We start from the raw sequence: 26,110 nt of genomic DNA, 5'->3' as shown, positions 1-26,110 counted from the left end.
CGCAGAATGATAGCTTATGTATGTGTATGCAGTCATGATCAAAAAGACAATTTAGATCGTCAAAAACAAGTTCTTGAGCTTTATTGTGCAAGCCAAAATTGAAACTATGAACTTATGGACGATGTAAGATTAGTTTGCGAGTTGGCTTATGATGTAGTCAAGAAGAATGCGTCCTGTGGTTGTAGCTTTTAAGCGCTGGTTTCCTATCATTTCTATGAGTCCTTGTTGTTGTAAATTGATAAGCTTTTCTATTGGTAAACTTTTTGAGCTTAATGTTTCATAGCGCGTAAGATCCAAACCTTCTGAAAGCCGCAAGCCCATGAGTAGCATTTCGTTTGCCTGTTGTTCTATGGTTAGTTGCTCTGTTTCGATACAGCCATGCCCTTTTGTTTCTACCAATTCGAGCCAATGTTCAGGTTTTTTTTCATTGATTGTGACATAACGTTCACGGTTTTCAGTTTGAGAAGAATGAGCTTTTGAAAAGAGAGAAAAATTGTCCGGTGATCGTTTGATAAAGCGTCCGTGTGCCCCTGGACCAAAGCCGGCATATTCATGATAACGCCAGTAAAGAAGATTGTGTACTGATTCAGCACCGAGGAGAGCATGATTAGAAACTTCATAGGCTAGAAGTCCATGCAATGCAGTTATTTCTTGGGTAAGCTGATAGAGGTCTGCTGCGTGTTCTGAAGTAGGGAGGATGAGTTTTCCTGCAGAATGAAGTCGTTTGAAGGCAGTTCCGTCTTCGATAGTTAGCTGGTAGAGAGAAAGATGGTCTGCGGCTAAATCAATAGCTTGAAAAAGTTCACATTTCCATTGTTCAAGTGTTTGTTCAGGACGAGCATAAATTAGATCAAAGGATAGACGTGGAAAGATTTTCCGCGCTAAAGCAATAGCATAAAGCGCTTGTTTCACGTCATGGAGGCGGCCAAGTTTTCGCAGTGCTTTATCATTGAGAGCTTGTACGCCTAAGGACAAACGGTTAACACCTGCCATGCGGTATCCACGAAAGCGCTCTGTTTCCACACTTGATGGATTTGCTTCCAGTGTGATTTCAACTTTATTGTCGATTGTCCATGTTTTGGCGAGTGCGCACAACAAAGCATCAACAGTTTGAGGTGTCATAAGGGAAGGGGTTCCTCCGCCAATAAAGATACTCGTAACATGACGTGGACCTATTTTCTGGTACTGCGTTTTTATTTCGCGTTCAAAGGCGGTGACAAAACGTGGTTGATCAACTCCATGGACACGAACATGTGAGTTAAAGTCACAATAAGGACATTTGGTAGCACAGAAGGGCCAATGAATATAAATACCAAAAGGTTCATTCATGAGAATGCCAAAAGGTTTTCTGCCAAAATCTTAAAAGCGCGTGCGCGATGCGAAAGAGGTGTTTTATCATTAAGTTTCCAACCATGTTTTTGCTCGGTTGACATTTCACCAAAAGTATTTTCATATCCATCTGGTAAAAAAATAGGATCAAAACCAAAACCTTTATCTCCACGTGGAGGCCAAATGAATGTACCTTCAACGCTACCACGGAAATAGTCCGCATATCCATCTGGCCATGCAATGCAAATAACCGATATAAATCGGCCTTTTCGTTGGTTTTTTTCGCGTGCTTTGATTTTTTGCAATTCATTTTCTACTTTTTGCATAGCTTTTGGAAAATTACGTGTACCATCAGGTTGGAGAGCCCAATCAGCCGTATAAACACCTGGTGCACCACCCAATGAATCTATTTCCATGCCAGAATCATCAGATAGGGCAGGAAGCCCTGTCTTTTTTGCAGCTACAAAAGCTTTGATATAGGCATTCTCTTCAAATGTTGTTCCCGTTTCTTTTGGTTCAAGCAGACCGAGTTCTTTTGCTGAGACTGTTGTTAAACCAAAGGGAGCAATCAATGTAGTAATTTCGTGCAATTTGCCGGTGTTATGTGTAGCAATAACGAGTTTTTTTGTTACTATGCTTCTCATATACATTTCTCCAAAAATGAAAAGGGTAGTCATTTTTTATGCTGAGAATCAGCTTAAACGATTATGTGATATGTGTTTTGCTAGATTTTACGAAACATGATTTTTTACTTGTTTATTGATATTCTATTTAAATGAAATCTTTCATATTTTATAAGGATAATGATTAAAGAGACAAAGAGAATTACCTTTCTGTTTTGCGATAGTGTTTTTCATGATAAATATGGAATATATTTTGCACTGCTTTAGATTATTTGACCAGATCTTGGCAAAACTTATATAAAGGGGAAGTATTTTAAAAGTAATGAATGAAAAGTTATGAAGCACAAATTGATTGCTGATGAATTAAAATGTCTTGACAAACGTTCACGTGATATTTTTCGTCATATTGTTGAGGCTTATCTTAATGATGGTGAGCCTGTAGGATCACGAAACCTTTCGCGGCTTTTGCAACAAACATTATCACCTGCGACGATTCGTAATGTGATGAGTGATCTCGAGCATCTCGGTTTGATTTATGCACCTCATGTATCTGCGGGGCGAATGCCAACACAATCAGGTTTACGATTTTTTGTTGATGCATTTATGGAAGCGGGTGATTTGCCAAGCGAAGAGCGCGAGAATATTGAAACGCAAGTCAAAGAGGCTGGTCATGCACAAACAGTTGAGCATTTTCTCATCCAAGCCAGCCAAGTTCTTTCAGATCTTTCACGTGGAGCAGGGCTCGTTTTAGCGACAAAATATGAAGGGACGTTGAAGCATATTGAATTTGTACGTCTTGATAGGGAGCATGCTCTTGCAGTTTTAGTGACGCAAAAAGGTGAGGTTGAAAATCGTATTGTTCATTTACCAGAAGGTGTTACTCATGCTCAATTGACAGAAGCAACGAATTTTCTCAATGCTCATATTCAAGGGCGTACGTTAAGTGAAGCAAAAGAGGAAATTGCACGTTTATGCTCAGAAACGCGTGCAGCACTTGATGATTTATCTCATAATCTTGTTGAAACGGGGTTAGCTCTTTGGGGAGGAGAAGATGCTCATCATAAAATACATCTTATTGTTCGTGGACGGAGCAATTTGCTTGAAGATGTAAAGGCAGAAGAAGATTTAGAGCGATTACGGCATTTGTTTGATGATCTTGAAACACGCGAAAGTATGGCACAACTGCTTGATTTGACGGATGAAGGTTCAGGGGTTCGTATTTTTATTGGTTCAGAAAATAAATTGTTTTCGCTTTCTGGTTCCTCTTTAGTTGTGGCGCCTTACTGTAATTCACAACAAAGAGTTATTGGCGCTTTGGGTGTCATTGGACCAACACGACTTAATTATGCAAGGATTGTTCCCATGGTTGATTACACAGCTCAACTTGTATCACAGTTATTGCGTTAAAACGACTAAGTGATATTTTATGTAGATACTCATTGTATAAGATACATAAATACCTCTTGATTTTTGTTTGTAAAATTTCGATATCGAGAGTAACAAATCTTATGAAGGAATGGAATTTTATGTCTGATGGAAAAAACAAATTTACTGACGCTTCATTGGAGAATTGCGATTTAAAAAATTCAGCTGATCGTAGTGCTCTGAAACAAGCTGCTGATGAATTGTTAAAAGCGCATGAAGCAGAAACTTGTACAGAGATTGAAGAGGAAGGCAATGAGTGTGTTGATCCCTTAACTGTTTTGCGGGGGGAAAATCAAGAACTGAAAAATCAGCTTTTACGTTTAGCTGCGGATATGGAAAATCTCCGGCGTCGTACCGCGCGTGATGTAGCTGATGCAAAGGCTTATTCAATAGCAAATTTTGCGCGTGATATGTTATCTGTCTCTGATAATCTTAATCGTGCTTTGGAAGCTATTCCAGAAGGTGCGCGGGAGAATGATGCTGGTTTAAAAACATTAGCTGAAGGTGTTGAGATGACTGAGCGTGCAATGATAGCAGCGCTGGAACGTCACGGGGTACAGAAAATTTATCCAGAGGGGCAAAAGTTTGATCCTCACTTTCATCAAGCGATGTTTGAAATTCCTAATTCTGATATGCCAGATAATACTGTTCAGAAAGTTGTTCAGGCAGGATATATTATTGGTGAACGCGTTCTTCGTCCCGCTATAGTTGGTGTAGCCAAAGGGGGCGTGAAAGAATCCTCTGCCGAATGAATTTGATTCGGTTTTAAATATACAGTTTTACCGTGAGGCTATGATACTGATGTGTAGCCTCACATTTTCAGAGTATTTAGCAGAAAGAGTGCAAAAGGGTATTTAAAAGTCCCTCTATAGCTGAAGTTTTCATCTTTCTTTTACAATATAGGGGTCATCGCTCATGGTAGGTGGCAATAACAATAAAACAAGATGATTGATTTCAAAAGGAGAAAATGAAAAATTGCCTGGAGAAGACAGGTAAGAGAGAAGATTCTCAGGTTTAATATTGAGTAATTGCGCAATTGTGATATGTGAAATAAACGCGTTTTCATCAGGAGTTAATCCTAAACAGCTTTGAATAGATTGAATTTTTTCGTGAAAAGAGCTGAGAATTTACAAGGTTCACCCCAGACAACAAGAGAATGGTGAGCTTCTTTTGAACTAAAAATTTCAAAACGATTTCCACATAGCACAAAAAGGAGAGCTTTATTGTGTCAAAAGCAGATATAAGTTCACTTTCTATAGCATTTTCAATATCACCAAAAAAAGATAATATAATATGAAAGTTTTGTGAATTAATCCACTGCGTTTTGGTAGGCTGGTTTGCAGCGATATGAGTGTGTTTATCATTCTTTGAGGGATCTGAAGAGCACTAAAAAAACGGGATATGATATTTCCTTACGATGAAAAGACGCCACTGCGAATGCGACAGCCAATAAGGTAAGAATGAAGTACATCGCTAAGAGTAAGGTGATAGTGCAGATAAAAAATGTCTATAAAATGGCTAGCATAATTATATATATGAATTCATAAAGCTAATCTTAAGAGAGTGATCACAATGTCAATGAGAGTAGCGCTTGTGTGAATTATATGGTCAAATTTGCTATGAGAGGGTTGTCTAGTAGCTTTTATTTTCAATGTTGTAGATATAGCTTAAAAACAAATAGGGTTATGATGAGATCATTTTACATTTATCAAAAGCAGATTTTAAGTTGTTCTAATATATTATAGTTATCTTTTTTCTATAATTAGTATTGTGTAGTATGAGGGGCATAGTACAGTGATAGTTATAATGTTCAACAAACCATTTGAATGAAATTAATTCTGCTGAGAAAGGAAGTTAAGTGAGACATTTATGCACAACATAACGACCACCAACTCTTATATCTACGAGAATTGTAACGCTAAAAGCATCTTATTCGTAATGAGTACAAGTACTAGTGTTACTAGCAGAAAAACGAGAAACCAATCACAATAATAACATAAAAAAGACACTCTTTTTCCCCTAGAGCAATCATGTTTTTTGCGAAAAGTTCTAATTTTCCTCTCCAAATTTATTGTTGATAAGTTTTTCAATAGCGTCGAGAGCATCAATTGCTTCTGGTCCAGAAACGTGAATAGTTACGTAACAACCAGGTAAAGCAGCTAACATCATGAGTCCCATAATCGATGAGCCGCCAACAATTTTTCCATCCTTTTCAACTTCAACAATGGCGTTGAAATTGTCAACTGTTTGTACAAATTTCGCAGAAGCACGTGCGTGCAATCCACGTTTATTACAGATATTGAAATGGCGACTTAGTGTAGTTAGTGTAGATGGAAGAGTGTCTTTATAAAGCATCAATGTTAATTTCCGCTATAAAATCATACTGGAACATTAATATATTTGCGCCCTGCTTCCTGTGCTATTCTTAAAGCCTCTGTTAAGGAAATATCAGGGCATTGGCGAATAGAAATCAGTTTAATGAGCATTGGTAAATTAACACCTGCAATCATTTCAACGCGTCCTTTTTCAATAACAGGAATAGCCATATTTGATGGTGTTCCACCGAACACATCCGTTAATATGATTACACCATGATTTGTATCTGTAGAGGAAACTGCGGCTGCAATATCACCTCGGCGTTGATCAATATCATCATCAGGGTGGACACATATTGTTGCGAATTTTTCCTGTGTTCCAACAACATGTTCCACAGCATGTAGAAATTCAATAGCCAGCTCACCGTGCGTTACAAGCACGAGTCCAATCATTTTACACAAACTCCTGTTAACTAAAGATCCAACATATAGTGAGCATATGGTGGAAAGGGTATTTTACAAGGCTTTCCTCTGCTGCCAAGAAAAATTTGCAAAAAAAAGGCAAAAATAGTGATTTTTTTTCTTTTTTTTTAAATTAGACAGATTTCAACCATATTTTTCTAAAAAAGAATGCTTCAATGGCCTGACAAATAGCCGTACAATCTGCCTCATGAAGGCTAGGAAGTTTTAAAAGAGGAATGTGTATATCTGCAAATTGGAACGTTTGATTTGTAGAAAAACGTTCATACTCAGGACCAAGAAGAATAACACAATCAATAACTGTTTGTTTTTCAAACTCTATTGTATAAAGCCCAACGCCGCGAATTTCTATACCACCCTGCAAACCTTCTGGAGTGTATCCGTAAAGTTTTCCATTTTTCACACAGAGCATTGTATAATCATCACTGATAAGTTTTGCTTCACGGTTTGACCAACCAGCACGGTCAAGCAAAGAAAGAGTAAGAGTTGACTTTCCTGAACCAGATGGTCCTATAATCAATAGCCCTTTCCCTCCTAATTGGAGGCAATTTGCATGCAGTATTTCATTTTTTGTTGTCATGCCTTTTGCTTTGGATAAAAGGTTTATTTTGCAAAGGGAAGTCTGATAATAAAACGTGCACCAGTTTTACTATTTTCAATTTCTGGGTCAACAATATTTTCAGCTGTAATTGTCCCATTATGCGCTTCAATGATTTGCCGACTGATAGAAAGGCCGAGTCCAGAGTTTTGTCCAAAAGGATCTTCGTTTGGTCGATCAGTGTAGAAGCGTTCAAAAATGCGCTCAACATTCTCTGAACGAATACCAGGACCATTATCTTCAATGGTTAAGATGAGGGTTGAAGCATGGCTCTTCATAGTTATACAAATTTTACCACTATCGTGGGGAATAAAAGAACGTGCATTTTCAATGAGATTGGAAATCACTTGACCGAGACGGAGTTCATGTCCCATAATAAGATAGGCTTTTCCATGAGGACGTGGAATAATATTAAGGCTAATATCAATGGTTTGCCTATTACGGTATATTTCATGAACAGCGTGCACAAGACTTTCTAAAAGCAATGTCATATCGACAATCTGCGCGGTTTCACGTGCAAGCTCTGCATCTAGCCGTGAGGCATCAGAAATATCGGTAATCAAACGGTCAAGACGACGCACATCATGTTGAATAATTTCTAACAACTGTTCTTGTGCTTCTTCATTTTTAGCTAGCGGGAGAGTTTCAACAGCACTACGAAGTGAGGTTAGCGGATTTTTTAATTCGTGGCTTACATCAGCAGCAAAACGTTCAATAGCTTCAATACGCATATAAAGGGCATTGGTCATATCACGTATAGAAGCAGAAAGATGGCCAATTTCATCTTCGCGTTTTGAGAAATCAGGAATTTCTACGCGCTTATTGTTGCCATTGCGTACACGGATAGCAGAGGCAGATAATTTACTTAATGGGTGAGCAATTGTATGGGCTAAAAATAGGGAAAGTACTAAAAGTACGCTTCCAACAACGAAAAAGACTTTAAAAATAACTAGTCTTTCACCTTGTACAATGTTATCAATATCTGATCCAATTGTTGAAAGAAGAAGAGCTCCTACTACAGCACGATAGCGTTGAACCGGTACAGCAACAGAAACGATTAAATGACCTTGCTTATTACGTCGTTTAGCGGTAGCAAGAGATCCATTAAGTGCTCGGTAAACTTCTGGATAAGCAATATCATTATTTTGTTTTTGTTCTCTATCAAGAGTAATGTCATTACCGTACAGTGCACTTGAAAACCATGAATAGGTACGTTCCCATAGGTTCTGTTCAGTTTTAAGTGGAGGTAGGTCATAGCTGAAAACTTCGCCATTAGAATAAAGAACACGCGAATCAAGAATCAAGGTGGCATCACGATCATAGATACGTGCCCTTGTTGTTTTTGGTGTGATAAGGCGTCGTAAAAGAGGGGCAACTTGTTCAGGATTAATCGGAAAATCCCAAGAATCAATTGATTGAGGTGCGGGTGTTATGCTTTCTCCAGCTTGTAATTCTAGAAGTTTTTGGGGGTCAATGAGAATAGAATTCTTATCCACTGTTGCAGAAGCAGCAATGGCTCCAGCAATAATTTTTCCTTGGGTGCATAAACTTTTGATTTTCGCTTCAATCAAACCGTCGCGAAATTGATTAAGATATAAAATTCCTGTAACTAGAATAGCAAGAGCTGCAATGTTTAAAATAACAATGCGGCGCGTCAAACTAGAAAAAAGTAATTGTCTGAGGAGGCGTTGTATCCGAAAAAGAAAGCGTACAAGCGTAGAAAATAGCCTTGAAGAAGTGCCCTTTGATGTTTTTTTTGTAGAGTTTCCATTTGCGTATTTTTTGTCATTGATTTGATTGCCATTCAAATTTTTGCGACAAAACAGTTTTACACCTCGTGGAAACGATAACCTACACCATAAAGTGTTTCAATCATTGCAAAATCATCATCCACTTGTTTAAATTTTTTACGCAGACGTTTGATGTGACTATCAATGGTACGGTCATCTACGTAGACTTGATCACTATAGGCAGCATCCATTAAAGCATCACGACTTTTCACAACTCCTGGTCTTTGTGCTAATGTTTGGAGAATTAAGAATTCTGTAACAGTTAAGATAACAGGTTTATCTTTCCATGTACAAGTATGGCGTTCTTGGTCCATCACAAGATCTCCACGCTTAAGCGAAGAAGCAGGAGAGGCTCCCGTTGCGAGTGGTTGATTACGCGCATTGGAACGGCGTAAAATAGCTTTTACTCGTTCAATAAGAAGACGTTGAGAGAAAGGTTTAGTGATAAAATCGTCAGCTCCCATTTTAAGACCAAACAGTTCATCAATTTCGTCATCCTTAGAAGTAAGGAAGATAACAGGAATATCAGATTTTTGACGTAATCGACGCAAAAGCTCCATACCATCCATTCGGGGCATTTTAATATCAAAAATAGCTAAGTGTGGAGGATGTAGCGTGAGGCCTTTGAGTGCAGATGCTCCATCTGTATAGCTTTCAACGCGATAGCCTTCTGTTTCAAGAGCAAAAGACAAAGATGTCAAAATATTACGGTCATCATCAACAAGTACAATCGTTTGTGTGATTGTTGGATTATCCTTCATGGCTTCTTAGACCTTTCTATTGCTATAGCAGCAAATCACCTACACTATTTATATGGGAGTTCACATTTTTTTTGCAAAACAAATGTGATACAAATAATAGCAGAATAAAAAACCTTTCATTTTTATGATAAAAGCTTGTTTTATATTTGTAATTTTATAATGCTTTTGCCTGCATTAAGATCCCTTCATACAGGATAAAATTTTCATTTAGGCACTTTTTATCAAGATTTATGATAGTTACTGTCCCAAAATTGAACATGTTTGTTGTTGATTGTTGAAGTTTAAGAAACTCTCCTATCTGTTTTAAGAGCAAAGAAAATAGTGTGGTGACATATGTGCAAAGAATTTGCCTCCACTACACGAAAGGAGGTTATAATGGGATTTTTTAATTTTATTAAAACGGTTGGTGAAAAGCTTGGTATAGGGGATCATGAGCCAGACGAAAAAGATTTTAAGACTGCGTTTGATAATTTTAAGCTTGGTGCAGAAAAAGTGAATATTCGGGTTGAAAATGGTAAAGCTATTTTGAGTGGCGAGGTTCCAGACAGGGAAACACTTGAAAAAGCGCTTTTAGTTGTTGGCAATTCGCAAGGTATTTCGTCTGTTGATATTGATCAATTAAAGATTGTGGATAGTACACCTATGAAAGCCTCTCACTTTTATGAGGTAAAATCTGGTGATAATCTTTGGAAAATTGCTGAAGAAGTTTACGGAAAAGGGCATGGTGATAAAAATACATTCATTTTTGAAGCCAATAAGCCGATGCTGAAATCGCCAGATAAAATTTATCCTGGTCAAGTTTTACGTATTCCTGAAATTGACAGATCTTAATCAAGCAGAAGATAATTTTTTATGGTGTATGTTCTGCGGTGTTAGATAAAAATGAGAAGCGTGAGAATTTCTCCACACTTCTCATTTTATTATGTTACAAAGTTGATTTAATTGTGATGAAAAAGTTTAGTCAGTAGGAACAAACTTGGGAGATGTTTTCATAGCTTTTACAGAGAATTCAATATCAATTGTACCAGCTTTTTCAAATACTAATTTTGCGCCAATTTTGTCTCCTAATTTAAGTGGCTGTGCAAGTCCTACGAACATGATATGATTTCCACCGGGTTTGAGTGTAATTTCACCATTTCCTGGAATTTCAATACCATTGTGCATTTTTTCCATTTTCATAATATCATTCACAACTTCCATGGAATGAATTTCTGTTGTATGTACTCCATTTGCTAAGACGGATACCAAACGATCCGGCGTATTGCTGTGGTTAATAATGTACAAATAACCACTACCAATTTTTATCCCTCTAGGTGTTTCACGTGTCCAAGGGTTAATAATTTCTATGTCACCAACTTTATATTGTTGTGCTACTGCGGGTAGGGACATGAAAGAAAAGAGAAAAGCCCATGCGACATTTGTGATAATCTTTTTGAGTGGATGGTATGCATGAACAGGATCTTTAGACATAAAATTTCTGATTCTTTTAGCGATAAATGTTATCATTGATCTACCCTCCTTTTTTAGATTCATTGTTTGAATGCTTTGTTTATTTTTAGCAGAGTTTTTGTTCAAAATAAAAGGGAGAATTGCTTGCATCATAATATGCGGATAGATTTTTATGAGTCTATTTGTTTAGAGGATAAAGAGAAAGCCTAAATATGTCATGTATTTGCAAATTTAAAAAGTATTCAGATAAGAAGATTTGTTTAGATCTATGTTAAAGCGTAACTTTTGATCAGCAGTGCACAATGAAGCAATGAAGAACAGAACTGTTAAGAGTATATTGATAGATAAAACTTTTTAAAAGCTATCATGTAAATATCTCATGGAGCTGAGAGATTAAGGACTAGGGAAGCTGTTTGTTTATGGACTTTTATTATTTTTAGTTTTTATAGATTGGTATGTTGATGAGAATTTTAAGAAGGCTATGTTATGATCCCATGTTTTCCTTTCGTAAATGGAATGTTGGTACACAAATAAAATGCCTATTTTGAAGAAAAATTTTATTTTAGAGATGTTTCTCTCATTATTCTCTTGTAGGGATAAGAACCGGTTCTTATATACCAAGCAACAGAGCTTGTTACGACTTTCAATTTATTGTTTGTGTAAAATGAAAAACGGGCTTTGAGTTTGATCAAGGAGCTGTCTGGTAAGATGCTTGATGAAGGTTGAGGCAGTTTGCTGAATGGAGATTATAATATGGCAAAAGTAATTGGTATTGATTTGGGAACCACTAACTCTTGTGTTGCTGTTATGGATGGCAAAAACGCAAAGGTTATTGAAAATTCAGAAGGAGCGCGGACAACACCTTCTGTTGTTGCTTTTACTGATGGAGGTGAGCGGCTTGTTGGGCAACCGGCTAAACGGCAAGCAGTTACAAATCCTGAAGGGACAGTTTTTGCAGTTAAACGTCTAATTGGGCGGCGATTTGACGATCCTATGGTCGAAAAAGATAAAACGCTTGTACCTTACAAAATTGTAAAAGGTGATAATGGTGATGCATGGGTTGAAGAAGCAGGTAAGAAATATTCTCCGTCGCAAATTTCAGCTATGATTTTGCAAAAAATGAAAGAAACGGCTGAATCTTATCTTGGTGAAAAAGTTGAGCAAGCGGTTATTACAGTTCCCGCTTATTTTAATGATGCACAACGTCAAGCAACTAAAGATGCGGGTAAAATTGCTGGGCTTGAGGTTTTGCGTATTATCAATGAGCCTACAGCTGCTGCTTTAGCATATGGTTTGGATAAGAAAGATGGAAAAACCATTGCTGTTTACGATCTTGGTGGCGGTACATTTGATATTTCTGTGCTTGAAATCGGAGATGGCGTTTTTGAAGTAAAGTCAACCAATGGAGATACATTTTTAGGTGGTGAAGACTTTGATATGCGTTTGGTTGGTTATTTTGCGGATGAATTCAAGAAAGAGCAAGGGATTGATCTGAAAAATGATAAGCTGGCGTTGCAGCGTTTAAAAGAAGCAGCAGAAAAAGCAAAGATTGAACTTTCTGCTTCACAGCAAACAGAAATTAATTTGCCATTTATTACAGCAGATCAATCGGGTCCCAAGCACTTAACAATGAAATTGACTCGAGCAAAATTTGAATCTCTGGTTGATGATTTGGTTCAGCGTACTATTGAGCCCTGTAAGGCCGCACTAAAAGATGCAGGACTTAAAGCTGGTGAAATTGATGAAGTTGTTTTAGTGGGTGGTATGACTCGTATGCCCAAAATTCAGGAAGTGGTGCAAAGCTTCTTTGGTAAGGATCCACACAAAGGTGTTAATCCTGATGAGGTTGTTGCAATGGGTGCTGCTATCCAAGGGGGTGTCTTGCAGGGCGATGTAAAAGACGTATTACTCTTGGATGTGACACCTTTGTCTTTGGGTATTGAAACGCTGGGTGGAGTTTTTACCCGTCTCATTGAACGAAACACCACTATACCAACTAAAAAATCACAAGTTTTCTCAACGGCTGATGACAATCAAAATGCTGTAACTATTCGTGTTTTCCAAGGCGAGCGTGAAATGGCTAATGATAACAAACTATTGGCTCAGTTTGATCTTGTTGGTATTCCACCGGCGCCACGTGGTGTTCCTCAGATTGAGGTTACTTTTGATATTGATGCGAATGGTATTGTAAATGTTTCTGCCAAGGATAAAGGGACAGGTAAAGAACATCAGATTCGTATTCAAGCATCGGGTGGTTTGAGTGATGCTGACATTGAAAAAATGGTAAAGGATGCGGAAGAGCATGCGGCTGAGGACAAAAAGCGTCGTGAAGGTGTTGAGGTGAAAAATCAAGCAGAAGCTCTTATTCATTCAACGGAAAAATCGTTGACAGAATATGGCGATAAGGTATCTGCTGAAGATAAAGAACAGATTGAAACCGCGATATCTGATTTGAAGTCTGCACTTGATAGCGCAGATACTGGAGAAGTAACTACAAAAATGCAGAAATTAGCAGAAGTCAGTATGAAACTTGGACAGGCTATGTATGAATCTTCACAAGCAGAAACAAGTAGTACTGAAGCAGATGATACTACAAAGAATGATGATATTGTTGATGCTGATTTTGAAGAAGTTAATGATAAGAAGAAGTAGTGTAAGTAAATGCGTTAATTACTTGATAAACCCAGCCTTTGAAATATAAGGCTGGGCTTTATTATGTGAGATTAGTTGCAATTTTTTTGCTAAAATATAAATTGAAAGCAAATGTTATTCTTAAAACGGATGACAATAAATTTATCAGGAATACATGATGAAGATTGATTATTATGAAATTCTTGGCGTGACCCGTGAATGTGATGATAAAAAACTAAAATCTGCTTTTCGTAAGTTGGCGATGCAATATCATCCTGATCGGAATGCGGGGGATAAAGAAGCAGAGCGTAAGTTCAAAGAAATTGGTGAAGCCTATGAAGTTCTCAAAGATCCTCAAAAACGCGCTGCTTATGATCGATTTGGCCATGCAGCTTTTGAGAATGGTGGCCGAGAGGGAGCAAATCCCTTTAGTGGTTTTGCTTCTGGTGGTGGATTTGCCGATATTTTTGAAGACTTTTTTGGCGAAATTATGGGGGGAGGGCATCGTAAGCGCAGTGATGGCCGTGAGCGTGGTGCAGATCTGAGCTATAATATGGAAGTAACCTTAGAAGAAGCATTTTCGGGAAAAACCGCGGAAATTACTATTCCCAGTTCTGTTATTTGTGATGCTTGTGAAGGATCGGGGGCGAAAAAGGGCTCTAAACCACAAGTTTGTGGGATGTGTCATGGGGCTGGACGTGTGCGTGTTGCGCAAGGCTTTTTCTCTATTGAGAGAACATGCCCTACATGTCATGGACGTGGTGAAACAATTACCGATCCATGTCCAAAATGCCAAGGGACAAGACGAGTAGAAAAAAATCGTTCATTGAGCGTGAACATTCCAGCTGGTATTGAAGATGGTACACGTGTTCGTCTTTCTGGTGAGGGAGATGCCGGCATTCGTGGTGGACCTAGTGGTGATCTTTATATTTTTCTTTCCATTAAACCACATGAATTTTTTCAACGAGATGGGGCAGATCTTCACTGTCGTGTTCCTATTTCAATGGTTACAGCTGCTTTGGGAGGCGAATTTGAGGTTTCCGATCTTGATGGTGTTAAAGCGCGTGTTAGAGTTCCAGAGGGGACTCAAAATGGTCGCCAGTTTCGCCTTAAAGGCAAGGGAATGCCCATGTTACGCCAACAAGCAAGAGGTGATCTTTATATTCATATCACGATTGAAACACCGCAAAAATTGACGGAAGAACAACGTAAATTGTTGCAAGAATTCGAGAAAATTTCAAATCACGAAAACTCGCCACAATCGCATGGTTTTTTTGCACGTATGAAAGAATTTTTTGAAAATATTTCTGGTCAAAATTAATAAAAGCCTATCAGGATGAATGCTCGTTAAAATGAATAAGGTGGAAAGTGTGCACTTGAAAGACTATTAAAAAAAATTGCTTATTGTGCAAAAGTTTTTGGAAAGCTTAACATTCTCTTTTGTGTTGATTTGTATGTTTTATTTCATAGCTCCACGGAAAGATTTTTTTAGGGAGCTATGAGATTTAGATGATAGTTTATTTTTGTGATAAGACGTTGAAAATATAAACAATATTCTTAGTGTTATTAACAGAAATGGTAATTTTCATTTTATGATCAGATGAATTTTGTTAAAGAGTATTTTAGTTTTTTATTATGTCTTGTTAGTGCTATCAATGGATAGTTTTCATTATCACGAGAAAGTTCAGTATGTTTAGTAATGTTGTAGATGACTTTAAGTAAGTTTGTATGTTCGAGTAAGGGGGCGATGCTAAATTTATGCTGGCAAGTTCCTTTGAAGTATTTCTGTTTTCCATAGTATGTATTATGGGGGAATTTTTGTCTTATTTTAGCAATATGGCAGTTAATTATTTACTATGATAAGAAATTTAGCTTTTATCTTCCAAAACTGGAAGTTGTATAGATTCGTCTTCTTGTAAAAGCTTCTCCTATAGGATAGGACTATTTAATTGAAAATGTGATATAGCTTAAAAGTTTCTTTAATAAATTCTGCTGAAATTTTATATCTAAGGGTATAGGATGATAACGTTTTGTACGCCTATTTTGTTCAATGTTTCGATTTTAATTTTTAAAGAATCAATCTTTGCCTCATCTTTTTATTATTTTGTTTGTGATTTTAAGGAAAATTGACGATTTTCGAGGATGGATAGAGTAGAATTTATTTTCACTTTTTTAAACTCCATTTGAGAGATGCTAAAGAGCGATAAGGAGATTCTATTTAATGGATGATGTGAAAAATGGTGCTGCAGATGTTTTTAAACAACAAGCAGCATTTTTATCGTCTGCTTTGCCATACATGCAAAAATACGAAAATGAAACGGTTGTTGTGAAATATGGCGGTCATGCTATGGGTGATCCTGCTTTAGGGCGTGCATTTGCGCGTGATGTTGCCCTGTTAAAACAATCAGGCATTAACCCCGTTGTGGTTCATGGTGGAGGTCCTCAAATTGCTAAAATTTTAATGAAAATGGGAATTGAATCACGATTTGAAAATGGTTTACGCGTAACCGATGAGAGGATCGTTGAAGTTGTTGAAATGGTTTTGGCGGGTTCCATCAATAAAGAAATTGTTGCTCTTATTAATGCTGAAGGTGAATGGGCAATAGGGCTGTGTGGTAAAGATGGCAATATGGTTTTTGCTGAAAAGGCTTATAAAACTGTGGTTGATCCTGATTCGAATATTGAACGTGTTTTAGATTTGGGATTTGTCGGTGAGCCTGTTGAAGTTGATCGCACATTGCTAGATCTTTTAGCGTGTTCTGAAATGATTCCTGTTCTCGCTCCTGTAGCTCCGGGTCGCGATGGCAAAACTTATAATATCAATGCGGATATTTTTGCTGGATCTATTGCCGGTGCTTTGGAAGCCAAACGCCTTTTATTTTTAACGGATGTGCCTGGTGTATTGGATAGTGGCGGAAATCTTTTAAAGGAATTGACCATTTCGGAAGCTGAAAATCTCATAAAAAATGGAACAATTTCAAATGGTATGATTCCAAAAGTACAGACTTGTATACAGGCTCTTCAAAATGGCGTTGAAGGTGTGGTTATCTTAAATGGTAAAACTCCCCATTCTGTCCTGTTAGAACTGTTTACTGAACAGGGAGTCGGAACGCTTATCGTTTCATGAGATGTACAGGATAAATTGGAGGATAAAATCTTTCATGGTTAATATAAAACAGTTGAAATACCCTTTATTAAGCAAACAGGAATTGGCATTATTTGCAGCAACAATATTGTGGGGCATTACATTTTTAGTGATTCATATTGCAGTAGGCTATAGTGGTCCCCTCTTTTTTGTTGGATTTCGTTTTATTGTTGCTTCGCTTATGTGTGGGATAATTTTTGGACGTTCTATGAAAGGTTTAACAACTTATGAAATTTTTGCAGGAATGGCTATTGGCTTTGGCATGTTTCTTGGATATGCTTTGCAAGCTGCAGGGTTGCAAACAATTATCAGTAGTCAGTCGGCTTTTATCACTGCGCTTTATGTGCCAATGGTTCCAATATTGCAATGGATTGTTTTTAAGAAACCTCCCCGTTTAGCTAGTTGGGTTGGAATTATTTTTGCTTTTATTGGGCTTATGTTTATTTCTGGACAAAAATTAGATAGGCTTGATTTTTCAAGAGGTGAAATTTTAACGTTGTTAGGCGCTTTAGCAATTGCTGGAGAAATTATGCTCATCGGATTTTTTGCCAGCAAGGTTGATAGCCGGCGCATAACAATTATACAGTTATTTTTTGGTGGTCTTTTTTCATTTTCTTTTATGCCTTTGATGGGTGAAAGCATTCCTGAATTTTCATGGATATGGTTGAGTATTGGTATAGGGTTGGCATTGATGAGTGCTATCATTCAATTGGCAATGAATTGGGCACAAAAATCTATTTCGCCTACGCGTGCAACACTTATTTACGCAGGTGAGCCTGTATGGGCTGGTATAGTTGGGCGTTTAGCTGGTGAGCGTTTATCTTCTTTAGCTTTATTTGGTGGGTTATTGATTCTGATTGGGATTATTGTAGCTGAATTACAACCTTCACAATGGCGTAAAAAAGATAAAATTATTGAAAAAATTGATTAATTTGGCATTTTTCTTGTTGGAATTTTATTTTTGAGCGAACAAAAGCTTCATTTTTTAGGTTATGAGAATTGGTCTTTGCGTTTTGTACTATTCTTTGCTAAATCGCCTCCTATGACAATAAATCGTAATTATATCCGTAATTTTTCCATTGTGGCTCATATTGATCATGGAAAGTCAACTTTGGCTGATCGTTTGATTCAAATGACAGGGGGGCTTGAAACACGAGAGATGAAAGAGCAAGTGCTTGATTCCATGGATATTGAGCGTGAACGTGGGATTACTATTAAGGCACAAACGGTACGTTTACATTATAAAGCAAGGGATGGTAAAACCTATATTTTAAATCTTATTGATACACCTGGTCATGTTGATTTTGCTTATGAGGTTTCGCGCTCATTGGCAGCTTGTGAAGGTTCACTTTTGGTGGTAGATGCAAGCCAAGGTGTAGAGGCGCAGACGTTGGCGAATGTTTATCAAGCTATTGATAATTCTCATGAGCTGGTTGTTGTGCTCAATAAGGTTGATCTTCCTGCGGCAGAACCTGAGCGTGTTAAAGAACAAATTGAAGATGTGATTGGCATTGATACATCGAGAGCAGTAGAAATCTCGGCCAAGACAGGATTGGGGGTTCCAGATGTTTTAGAGGCAATTGTAACACAATTGCCTGCTCCACATATTGGAGATGTTACAAAACCTTTGAAAGCAATGTTGGTTGATAGTTGGTATGATAGTTATCTTGGTGTCATTGTTTTAGTACGCGTAATAGATGGGATCTTAAAAAAAGGTCAAATCATTCGTATGATGGGTACAGGGGTAAAATATCCAGTTGAACGTGTTGGAGTCTTTACCCCAAAAATGATCCAAGTTGATGAATTAGGACCAGGAGAGATTGGCTTTATAACGGCTTCTATTAAGGAAGTTGCTGATACACGGGTTGGTGATACCATTACGGAGGAACGCCGCTCTTGTGAAGAAGCATTACCTGGGTTTAAACCTGCGCAACCAGTTGTATTTTGTGGGCTTTTTCCCATTGATGCTGCTGATTTTGATGATTTACGTACAGCCATGGGCAAATTACGTTTAAATGATGCTAGTTTTTCTTTTGAAATGGAGACATCGGCAGCACTGGGTTTTGGTTTTCGTTGTGGTTTTTTAGGGCTTCTCCATCTTGAAATTGTTCAAGAACGATTAGAACGCGAATTTAATTTGGATTTAATTGCGACAGCACCTTCGGTTGTTTATCGCATGAATATGAATGATGGTTCTGTTAAGGAATTACACAATCCAGCGGATATGCCTGATATTGTTAAAATTTCTACTATTGAAGAACCATGGATTCGGGCGACAATCATGACTCCTGATAACTATCTTGGATCGATTTTAGAGCTTTGCCAAGAACGACGTGGGTTACAGGTTGGTTTATCGTATGTTGGTACACGTGCAATGGTGACTTATGATTTACCACTGAATGAAGTCGTTTTTGATTTTTATGATCGTTTAAAGTCAATCTCAAAGGGTTATGCTTCTTTTGATTATCAAATGACGGATTATGCAGAGGGCGATTTAGTTAAAATGTCTATTTTGGTGAATGGAGAGCCTATTGATGCATTATCGATGCTTGTTCACCGTACTATTGCAGAAAAGCGTGGACGTTCTATGTGCGAAAAACTGAAAGATCTTATTCCTCAGCATATGTTTCAGATTCCAGTTCAAGCAGCGATTGGTGGTAAAATCATTGCGCGGGAAACAATTCGTGCTTTGCGTAAAGATGTAACAGCTAAGTGTTACGGGGGAGATGTGACGCGTAAGCGCAAACTTTTAGAAAAGCAAAAAGAAGGCAAAAAGCGAATGCGTCAATTTGGGAAAGTAGAAATTCCGCAATCAGCTTTTATTGAAGCACTTAAAATGAACAAATAATGAAAAAAGAAGGAGAATTCTCCCTCTTTGAGTGGGCTTTTGTATTTTATGACCTGGTTCAAATTTCTAAAAATACTTTTTAATCGCGCAACAGGTCATTAATAGATGTTTTTTCTCGCGTTCTTTGGTCAACACGTTTTACGATGACAGCGCAATAAAGGTTGGGACCAGCTTCACCATTTGGTAATGGTTTTCCAGGGAGGGAGCCTGGGACTACGACAGAATAGGCAGGTACTTCACCTATAAAAACTTCGCCTGTTATACGATCAATAATCTTTGTGGATTTTCCAATAAAAACTCCCATCCCTAAAACTGCACCTTCACGGATAATGCAGCCTTCAACAACTTCAGAGCGTGCACCGATAAAACAATGATCTTCAATAATCGTTGGGTTTGCTTGTAGCGGTTCTAATACGCCTCCAATACCAACACCGCCAGAAAGATGAACATGTTTGCCAATTTGTGCACAAGAACCAACGGTAGCCCACGCATCAACCATTGTTCCCTCATCGATAAAGGCACCAAGATTTACAAAGGATGGCATCAATATAACATTGGGAGCAATATAGGCAGAATGGCGTACAATTGCTCCGGGAACGGAACGGAAATCAGCTTTTGTAAAGTCAGCTTCTTGCCAACCAGAAAATTTTGAAGGGATTTTATCCCACCAATATGTTCCATTTATCCCACCGGCAATAATTTGCATAGGATTGAGCCGAAAAGAAAGAAGGACGGCTTTTTTTAACCATTGATGAACATGCCATTGTCCATTTTTTTGACGTTCTGCTACACGGACTTCACCTTTATCAAGAAGGTTTAATGCATGTTCAACACTTTCACGGGCTTCACCCTTTGTGATGGTATTTATAGAATTGCGATCATCAAATGCCTTTTCAATAATCATTTCAAGCTGTGTGAGAGTGGTCATAACAAGAATTCCGTTAAACAAGTTGAAAGCTTCAAGATTTATTCTTTATGACCTACGCTAAGAAATACATTCAGTCAATAAAACGATGAGGCAGTAGGAGAGGTGCATGAAAAAAGGCAATAAGAAAAAAAGAAGAGAAAAGAAAACGGTTTGGACGCCACTTATTCATGCAAAGGATATTATACAACAGATAGATGAAATTTCTGATACAGAGCAAATGTGTTCGCCTACTTATCGTTTGGCTTATGTTGATCAGGATTTTATGATGCGTCCTGAACTTCGTTCACAGCGTATTGGTCTTGAGTTTTTAAAACCAGAAATAATACTTCAGGAATATGACATTCAGTCAACAGTTGTTTTATTTGGTGGAGCACGTATTCCTGAACCTGGGCAAGCAGCATGGGCCGCGAAAAATGAAACGCAAAAGAAAAATTTGCATGCAATGTCTCATTATTACGATGAGGCAAGGGAGTTTGCGCGTTTGTGCTCATGCTATTCTGCTACGACTAAGTATCGTGAATTTGTTGTTGTCACAGGGGGAGGTCCAGGGGTAATGGAAGCAGGAAATCGTGGTGCTGCTGATGTTGGTGCACCAACGATTGGTTTAAATGTTGTTTTACCACATGAGCAAAAGCCTAATCTTTATGTGACGCCACAATTGTGTTTTAATTTTCATTATTTTGGGATGCGCAAAATGCATTTTTTAATGCGTGCAAAAGCATTAGTTATTTTTCCTGGAGGATTTGGCACTTTAGATGAGTTGTTTGAAACTTTAACTTTAATACAAACAGGACGGATGAAAAAAGTTCCAATTTTGATGTTTGGCAAAGAATTTTGGAACAATGTTATAAATTTTGAGTATTTATCTGCGCAAGGTGCAATTTCTCCTTTCGATCTCACACTGATGACATTTGTTAGTACAGCAGCGGAAGCTTTTGAAGAAATTCGTTCCTTTTATAAGCTTTCTTAATTACTTTTGAAGAAGTAATTTTTGCAGGATAGTTAATATTCCACTTTGGTCAAATAAAGTCCTGAAGGTGGTGCGACAACACCACAACGTGTCCGATCTTTAGCGTGTAGAGCTGCTTCAAGATCTTGTATTGTCCAGCGTCCGATTCCTACCTCCATGAGACTTCCTGCAAATGAACGGATTTGATGATGAAGAAAAGAGCGGGCTTGTGCATAGAGAAAAATCTCTTCTCCTTCTCGTTGAACATCAAGGCGTTCAAGGGTGCGAATAGGGCTTTTGGCTTGGCAATGAGCTGAGCGGAAAGTGGTAAAATCATGTTGTCCTACAAGCTTTTGGGCAGCTTCATGCATGGCTTCAGCATTGAGGGGTTTAGGCAACCACCACACGCGTTTGGCGTTTAGAGCTGGTGGTGAGCGGCGATTGAGAATTTTAAAAAGATAATGGCGTTTAACTGCGGAAAAACGTGCATCAAAGTCATCGGGGACATTTTGTACATTTAAGATCGAAATATTTTCCCCTTGTTTTTGTAAATGCGCATTGAGCGCATCACGCACAGTGTGTGTATGCCAGTTTTTTTCAAAATCAACATGTGCAACTTGCCCCGTAGCGTGCACACCAGCATCAGTTCGACCGGCTGTCGTAATGGTTAGTTGTTGGCTGCAAAAGTGAAAAATAGCTTGTTCAAGAGCTCTTTGTATGGTGGGGAGTTCCGCTTGGCGCTGCCAGCCGGCGTAATTTGAGCCATCATATTCAAGGGTGAGTTTAAAACGTGGCATGTTAAAAAACAGTAGAAATATGAGCACCTCGCAAAAATGTGGCGCTATCAAGAATTTTACCACCAGATCTTTGGAGATGGGTTATTTCTAAACGTCCTTGTCCGCAATGGACAACCAAAGAATCTGGTTCTATCCGACCAATTTCAAGAGAAGGACCCGTTGTTAAGCGACTTCCAAGAATTTTTACGCGCTCTTCTCGTCCGCTGATATTCATGTTGCACCAGCAGCCAGGAGAGGGAAAAAATGCGCGAATATACCTATGAATAAGTTCTGCAGACTTTGTCCAATCAATGCGGGTCTCTTCTTTTTTGATTTTGGAAGCGTAGGTTATGCCTTCCCCTGATTGTGGGGTAAGTTTAAGCTGACCCTTTTCAAGAATTGACAGAGTTTTTATCATAAGTTCTGCACCTATATGTGAAAGTTTATTTGAAAGTTCACAGCTCGTCATGTTATCAGTGATAGAGATAGATTGAGAGAGAGCAATAGGCCCTGTATCAAGTCCTTCATCCATTTTCATAATCATCATTCCGGTTTTTGTATCACCAGCCATAATGGCGCGCTGAATAGGTGCTGCACCACGCCAACGCGGTAACAATGAAGCATGGGCATTAAAACAACCAAAGCGTGGTATTTCAAGAATATTTTTTGGCAGAAGTAATCCATAAGCAACAACAACAGCGACATCAACAGAAAGTGCTGCAAATCGAGCTTGCTCTTCGGCTGTTTTAAGCGTTTGAGGCGTAAATATGGGAAGAGATTGTGCTTGCGCTGCATTTTGAACCGGTGAGGGGATCAACTTAAGACCACGACGTCCTGCTGGGCGAGGGGGTTGGGTATAAACAGCTGCAATATCATGACCGGCATCCAACAAAGCATGTAAAATGGGAACAGAAAAATCAGGCGTTCCCATAAAACTTAATCGCAATGCCATTACAAAATTTCTTTCTGTGTATCTTTTTCTTTTTTTGCGTGTTTTTTAAATTTTCGTATCACCATATCACGTTTGAGTTTCGAAATATGATCAATAAAAAGGAGACCATTTAAATGGTCTATTTCGTGTTGTAAGCAAGTAGCCAAGAGGTCATCTGCTTCAATTTCTATCTGTTTTCCTTCACGATTTTGATAACGAACACAGAGGCGTTTAGGACGCTCAACTTCCGCATAATATTCAGGAATAGAAAGACAACCTTCTTTGTAAAGATTGCGTTCGTCTGAAAGCCATAAGATTTCAGGATTGATAATAACAAGTGGATCTTTTGTAGTATCATTTCCGGAGACATCTATAACTAACATACGCAGCGGTATTCCAATTTGAATAGCAGCAAGACCAATACCTCGAGCATCATACATTGTGTCCAACATATCATCAGCAAGCCTTTGGATCGTTGGATCGATATGCTCGACTGGTTTGGAGATTTCCCGTAAAATAGGGGCAGGTAAAGTAACTAAAGGTCTTATTGGCATAAGTATAAATTAATCAATGGTTTGTTATGGGTCAACATAGGATAACAGATTCTTGCAATTTTTTACAATAAGAGCGTTATATTACTTTTTATGTCTGATTCGTTTTTTTCTTTTCAGCTCTTTGGCGAGCTTTTTGCGCAACTGGTAGTTCTGCTTTTACTTGTACTCATTTGCTTGGCATTTTTCATGCTAATACGTTCTCAGCGAAAAAAGGCACTTTTGGAAAATGAAATTGCTGAACGTACTCGTGAGGCACAAGAGCAAATGGCTGCATTATTAAAAGCACAAGCTGAAATGCAAGGACGGATGCAGACTATGGCCGAAATTTTTGGTCAAAGGCAAGCAGAATTGAATAAATCACTCAGTGAGCAACTCAATGGAATGACAGCGAATATAGGTCAAACGCTTCAGGTGCAGACCAAGTCTACTTATGAAAATCTGACTCGTTTGCAAGAGCGTTTAGCGGTAATTGATGCAGCGCAAAATAATATTCAGTCTCTTACCGGACAAGTTGTTCAGTTACAAGCTATTCTGAGTAATAAGCAGACGCGCGGTACTTTTGGTCAGGGGAGAATGGAAGCAATTATTGCTGATGCTCTACCAGCGAATGCCTATGTTTTTCAGGCTGTTCTTTCAAATGGAAAGCGACCAGATTGTCTCATTCATATGCCGAATAAGACTCCTTCTCTTGTTATTGATGCAAAATTTCCTTTGGAGGCTTGGAATGCTATGCGTAAAGCAGCAACAGCTCAGGAACGACAGGAAGCAGAACGTCAATTTCGCACAGATATGGAAGTTCATATTCGTGATATAGCGCAAAAATATTTGATTCCTGGAGAAACCCATGACACTGCTTTTCTCTTTGTGCCTTCGGAATCTATTTTTGCGACAATTTATGAAGATTTTGAGCCATTAGTACAAAAAGCCAATCGGGCACATGTGATTATTGTATCACCGTCTTTGTTGATGTTATCTATTCAGGTTGTACAAACTATTATGAAAGATGCGCGGATGCGTGAACAAGCGCATTTGATTCAATCGGAAGTAGCAAAATTGATGGACGATTTTGGACGAATGGATATGCGTGTTCGCGCGTTACAGAAGCATTTTCATAAAGCAGGTGAAGATATTGAGGCTATTTTAATATCATCCTCTAAAATTATAAAACGGGCTGATCGAATTGAAGCATTTGAATTAAAAGAAAATAGCGCTATGCCAGCGCAAATAAAAACTCCTATTCAGCCGCAAACATTACGTCTAGTTGATGAGGAATAAAGCAAAGCTTTTTGTACAATAAGTGAGAGCATATTTTTTATTGATTGGTAATCATTTTTTAGTATCCATATCCCGTTATTTTTCAATGAAAGGAAGAGAAAGTATGAGACGCCTTTTGTTTTTAGGGGCATTGGTGTTTCTACTGGGGGGATGTGGAACGACTACCCCAAAATATACAAATAATGCCTGTGCTATTTTGGCGCAAAAAGATGGTTTTTTTGATAATTGGGGGAAGGCTTCTAAAAAAGCAGAAATGCGCTACGGGATTCCCATGCCTATTATTCTTGCAACCATTAATATGGAATCGAGTTTTCGTCACAATGCACGCCCTCCACGCACAAAACTTTTTGGTTTTATTCCATGGAAACGTCAGTCATCTGCATACGGTTATTCTCAAGCACTTGACAGCACATGGAATATGTATCTTCGTTCTACAGGAAAGTCTTTTGCGCGGCGTAGTAATTTTGCAGATGCTGCTGATTTTGTTGCTTGGTATCATCGTCAAACTGTTCAACACAATGGAGTGAGGTTTGATGATGCATATAACCTTTATTTAAATTATCATATGGGGCATGGTGCTTATGCGCGTAGTGGGGGACGTGTTACAGGTGTACTTTCAGAGAAAGCACAGCGTATGGCTAAGATATCTAGACAATATGCACAACAATTAAAAGCATGTGGGCGGCGTTAAGAGAATGAGGGAAATCTCTCTCAAGAATTGTATTTGTTTTGCAGATAATCTGAGAATTCCTCATAACTAGTGAAGAGTCGTGCTCTCATTGGATTGTACAAATTAAGCACATTTATATAGCAGAAAGCTTTTGTAATATGTGTTATGTAAAGGATGCTTGTATAAAGGCTTTACCTTTTACAAAAGAAAAGAAGCAAAAAAGAATATTTAATGCGAAAATATCGTGTGAGGATAACACAAAATTAAAAACGATTACACTTTCCTACTGAAAAGAGTTATGGTGTTTCTAAAATCGAAAAAGTTTTCTTTTAATTCATCCATAAAAGGATTTATTATTTTTTGTAAGAGGCCTTAGTGTAAAGTTACAACGTGTAACTCATGTTCGTTAGCGCCAGCAAGAGCAATAGAGCGTTCATCGGACAAAATTATAGGGTAACCGGTCTCACCAAAGAGAGCCCATATTGTAATTCCTGGGGTCATTGGTGGAAGATCTGGAAAGTTTTTGGCGAGGTCGTCTGTACAAACTTGTTTTAAATAGGCAATCTGTCCCGCGTCAGAGCGAGTCATATCCTGCAATGATAAATTTTGTTTATGCTCTCCCATTTTACTGTT

23 protein-coding genes and 2 pseudogenes are annotated in these 26,110 nt (G+C 38.2%); 11 read left to right on the top strand and 14 right to left on the bottom strand.

Annotation, left to right across the window (positions count from 1 at the left end; all coding sequences use genetic code 11):
- Positions 1-129: 129 nt before the first annotated feature.
- Positions 130-1,329, bottom strand: coding sequence for a radical SAM family heme chaperone HemW (hemW, locus tag MCS_RS05030; protein ID WP_004856173.1), 1,200 nt, complete (start codon positions 1,327-1,329; stop codon positions 130-132).
- Entirely contained in the window at positions 1,326-1,973 is a 648-nt protein-coding gene (rdgB, locus tag MCS_RS05025; RefSeq protein WP_004856172.1) for an RdgB/HAM1 family non-canonical purine NTP pyrophosphatase, read from the bottom strand. Before rdgB ends, hemW begins: the two co-directional genes overlap by 4 nt.
- A gap of 315 nt (positions 1,974-2,288) precedes the next feature.
- On the opposite strand from rdgB, the gene hrcA reads away from it, so the two are divergent.
- A complete protein-coding gene (gene hrcA, locus MCS_RS05020) occupies positions 2,289-3,359 on the top strand; it encodes a heat-inducible transcriptional repressor HrcA (protein WP_004856171.1) in 1,071 nt (356 codons plus the stop codon).
- Positions 3,360-3,478: 119 nt separating this feature from the next.
- Positions 3,479-4,129 carry a nucleotide exchange factor GrpE gene (grpE, locus tag MCS_RS05015; RefSeq protein WP_004856170.1) on the top strand — a complete coding sequence of 217 codons (651 nt, stop codon included), beginning with the start codon at positions 3,479-3,481 and terminating at the stop codon, positions 4,127-4,129.
- 129 nt (positions 4,130-4,258) lie between these two features.
- On the opposite strand, the pseudogene thpR reads toward grpE, so the two are convergent.
- The 6 genes and pseudogenes from thpR to MCS_RS04990 all read right to left on the bottom strand — a co-directional run bounded on the left by thpR (position 4,259) and on the right by MCS_RS04990 (position 9,321).
- Positions 4,259-4,780 (bottom strand): annotated as a pseudogene (gene thpR, locus MCS_RS08705) (RNA 2',3'-cyclic phosphodiesterase).
- A 646-nt stretch (positions 4,781-5,426) separates the two neighbouring features.
- Positions 5,427-5,732, bottom strand: a complete 306-nt coding sequence (locus MCS_RS05010) for an HPr family phosphocarrier protein (protein WP_004856169.1) — start codon at positions 5,730-5,732, stop codon at positions 5,427-5,429.
- A 23-nt stretch (positions 5,733-5,755) separates the two neighbouring features.
- Positions 5,756-6,145, bottom strand: coding sequence for a PTS sugar transporter subunit IIA (locus tag MCS_RS05005; RefSeq protein ID WP_004856168.1), 390 nt, complete (start codon positions 6,143-6,145; stop codon positions 5,756-5,758).
- 142 nt (positions 6,146-6,287) lie between these two features.
- Positions 6,288-6,752: an HPr kinase/phosphatase C-terminal domain-containing protein gene (locus tag MCS_RS05000; protein ID WP_004856167.1), complete on the bottom strand. Its 465-nt coding sequence runs from the start codon at positions 6,750-6,752 to the stop codon at positions 6,288-6,290.
- A 23-nt stretch (positions 6,753-6,775) separates the two neighbouring features.
- Positions 6,776-8,559, bottom strand: a pseudogene (locus tag MCS_RS04995) (stimulus-sensing domain-containing protein).
- Between the two features lie 39 nt (positions 8,560-8,598).
- A complete protein-coding gene (locus MCS_RS04990) occupies positions 8,599-9,321 on the bottom strand; it encodes a response regulator transcription factor (protein WP_004856165.1) in 723 nt (240 codons plus the stop codon).
- Between the two features lie 375 nt (positions 9,322-9,696).
- On the opposite strand from MCS_RS04990, the gene lysM reads away from it, so the two are divergent.
- Positions 9,697-10,152 carry a peptidoglycan-binding protein LysM gene (lysM, locus tag MCS_RS04985; RefSeq protein ID WP_004856164.1) on the top strand — a complete coding sequence of 152 codons (456 nt, stop codon included), beginning with the start codon at positions 9,697-9,699 and terminating at the stop codon, positions 10,150-10,152.
- A gap of 126 nt (positions 10,153-10,278) precedes the next feature.
- Here the strand turns inward: lysM and MCS_RS04980 are convergent, their stop codons facing one another.
- Positions 10,279-10,827: a copper chaperone PCu(A)C gene (locus tag MCS_RS04980; protein WP_004856163.1), complete on the bottom strand. Its 549-nt coding sequence runs from the start codon at positions 10,825-10,827 to the stop codon at positions 10,279-10,281.
- Positions 10,828-11,523: 696 nt separating this feature from the next.
- Between MCS_RS04980 and dnaK the strand changes: the two genes are divergently transcribed.
- The 5 genes from dnaK (at position 11,524) to lepA (ending at position 19,394) form a co-directional block, all read left to right on the top strand.
- Complete coding sequence (gene dnaK / locus MCS_RS04975; RefSeq protein WP_004856162.1) at positions 11,524-13,422, top strand: molecular chaperone DnaK; 1,899 nt, start codon at positions 11,524-11,526, stop codon at positions 13,420-13,422.
- Between the two features lie 157 nt (positions 13,423-13,579).
- Complete coding sequence (gene dnaJ / locus MCS_RS04970; protein WP_004856161.1) at positions 13,580-14,722, top strand: molecular chaperone DnaJ; 1,143 nt, start codon at positions 13,580-13,582, stop codon at positions 14,720-14,722.
- A gap of 900 nt (positions 14,723-15,622) precedes the next feature.
- Positions 15,623-16,528, top strand: a complete 906-nt coding sequence (argB, locus tag MCS_RS04965) for an acetylglutamate kinase (protein ID WP_004856160.1) — start codon at positions 15,623-15,625, stop codon at positions 16,526-16,528.
- A 34-nt stretch (positions 16,529-16,562) separates the two neighbouring features.
- Complete coding sequence (locus tag MCS_RS04960) at positions 16,563-17,477, top strand: DMT family transporter (protein WP_004856159.1); 915 nt, start codon at positions 16,563-16,565, stop codon at positions 17,475-17,477.
- A gap of 111 nt (positions 17,478-17,588) precedes the next feature.
- Positions 17,589-19,394 (top strand): translation elongation factor 4, encoded by a 1,806-nt coding sequence (lepA, locus tag MCS_RS04955; RefSeq protein ID WP_024864142.1) that lies wholly within the window; start codon positions 17,589-17,591, stop codon positions 19,392-19,394.
- Between the two features lie 79 nt (positions 19,395-19,473).
- On the opposite strand, the gene dapD is transcribed toward lepA, so the two are convergent.
- Positions 19,474-20,322 (bottom strand): 2,3,4,5-tetrahydropyridine-2,6-dicarboxylate N-succinyltransferase, encoded by an 849-nt coding sequence (dapD, locus tag MCS_RS04950; protein WP_004856157.1) that lies wholly within the window; start codon positions 20,320-20,322, stop codon positions 19,474-19,476.
- 106 nt (positions 20,323-20,428) lie between these two features.
- Here dapD and MCS_RS04945 point away from each other — a divergent pair, with 106 nt between their 5' ends.
- Positions 20,429-21,292: an LOG family protein gene (locus tag MCS_RS04945; protein WP_004856156.1), complete on the top strand. Its 864-nt coding sequence runs from the start codon at positions 20,429-20,431 to the stop codon at positions 21,290-21,292.
- 32 nt (positions 21,293-21,324) lie between these two features.
- Here the strand turns inward: MCS_RS04945 and truA are convergent, their stop codons facing one another.
- Genes truA through def form a run of 3 tightly spaced genes read right to left on the bottom strand, consistent with a single transcriptional unit; the run spans position 21,325 to position 23,532 of the window.
- Complete coding sequence (gene truA / locus MCS_RS04940; RefSeq protein ID WP_004856154.1) at positions 21,325-22,068, bottom strand: tRNA pseudouridine(38-40) synthase TruA; 744 nt, start codon at positions 22,066-22,068, stop codon at positions 21,325-21,327.
- Between the two features lies 1 nt (position 22,069).
- A complete protein-coding gene (fmt, locus tag MCS_RS04935; RefSeq protein ID WP_004856153.1) occupies positions 22,070-22,999 on the bottom strand; it encodes a methionyl-tRNA formyltransferase in 930 nt (309 codons plus the stop codon).
- Positions 22,999-23,532, bottom strand: a complete 534-nt coding sequence (gene def, locus MCS_RS04930; RefSeq protein WP_004856152.1) for a peptide deformylase — start codon at positions 23,530-23,532, stop codon at positions 22,999-23,001. Before def ends, fmt begins: the two co-directional genes overlap by 1 nt.
- A 90-nt stretch (positions 23,533-23,622) precedes the next feature.
- Here def and MCS_RS04925 point away from each other — a divergent pair, with 90 nt between their 5' ends.
- Positions 23,623-24,807 (top strand): DNA recombination protein RmuC, encoded by a 1,185-nt coding sequence (locus MCS_RS04925; protein WP_004856151.1) that lies wholly within the window; start codon positions 23,623-23,625, stop codon positions 24,805-24,807.
- A gap of 103 nt (positions 24,808-24,910) precedes the next feature.
- Positions 24,911-25,498, top strand: a complete 588-nt coding sequence (locus MCS_RS04920; protein WP_004856150.1) for a transglycosylase SLT domain-containing protein — start codon at positions 24,911-24,913, stop codon at positions 25,496-25,498.
- Positions 25,499-25,849: 351 nt separating this feature from the next.
- Here MCS_RS04920 and MCS_RS04915 read toward each other — a convergent pair whose 3' ends face one another.
- Positions 25,850-26,101: a BQ00720 family protein gene (locus MCS_RS04915; RefSeq protein WP_004856149.1), complete on the bottom strand. Its 252-nt coding sequence runs from the start codon at positions 26,099-26,101 to the stop codon at positions 25,850-25,852.
- Positions 26,102-26,110: the final 9 nt, after the last annotated feature.

It is taken from the genome of Bartonella doshiae NCTC 12862 = ATCC 700133 (assembly GCF_000278155.1).
GTDB lineage: Bacteria > Pseudomonadota > Alphaproteobacteria > Rhizobiales > Rhizobiaceae > Bartonella > Bartonella doshiae.
Note: the sequence above shows the minus strand (reverse complement) of the source record. Positions and strands in the feature narration are given on the sequence as shown.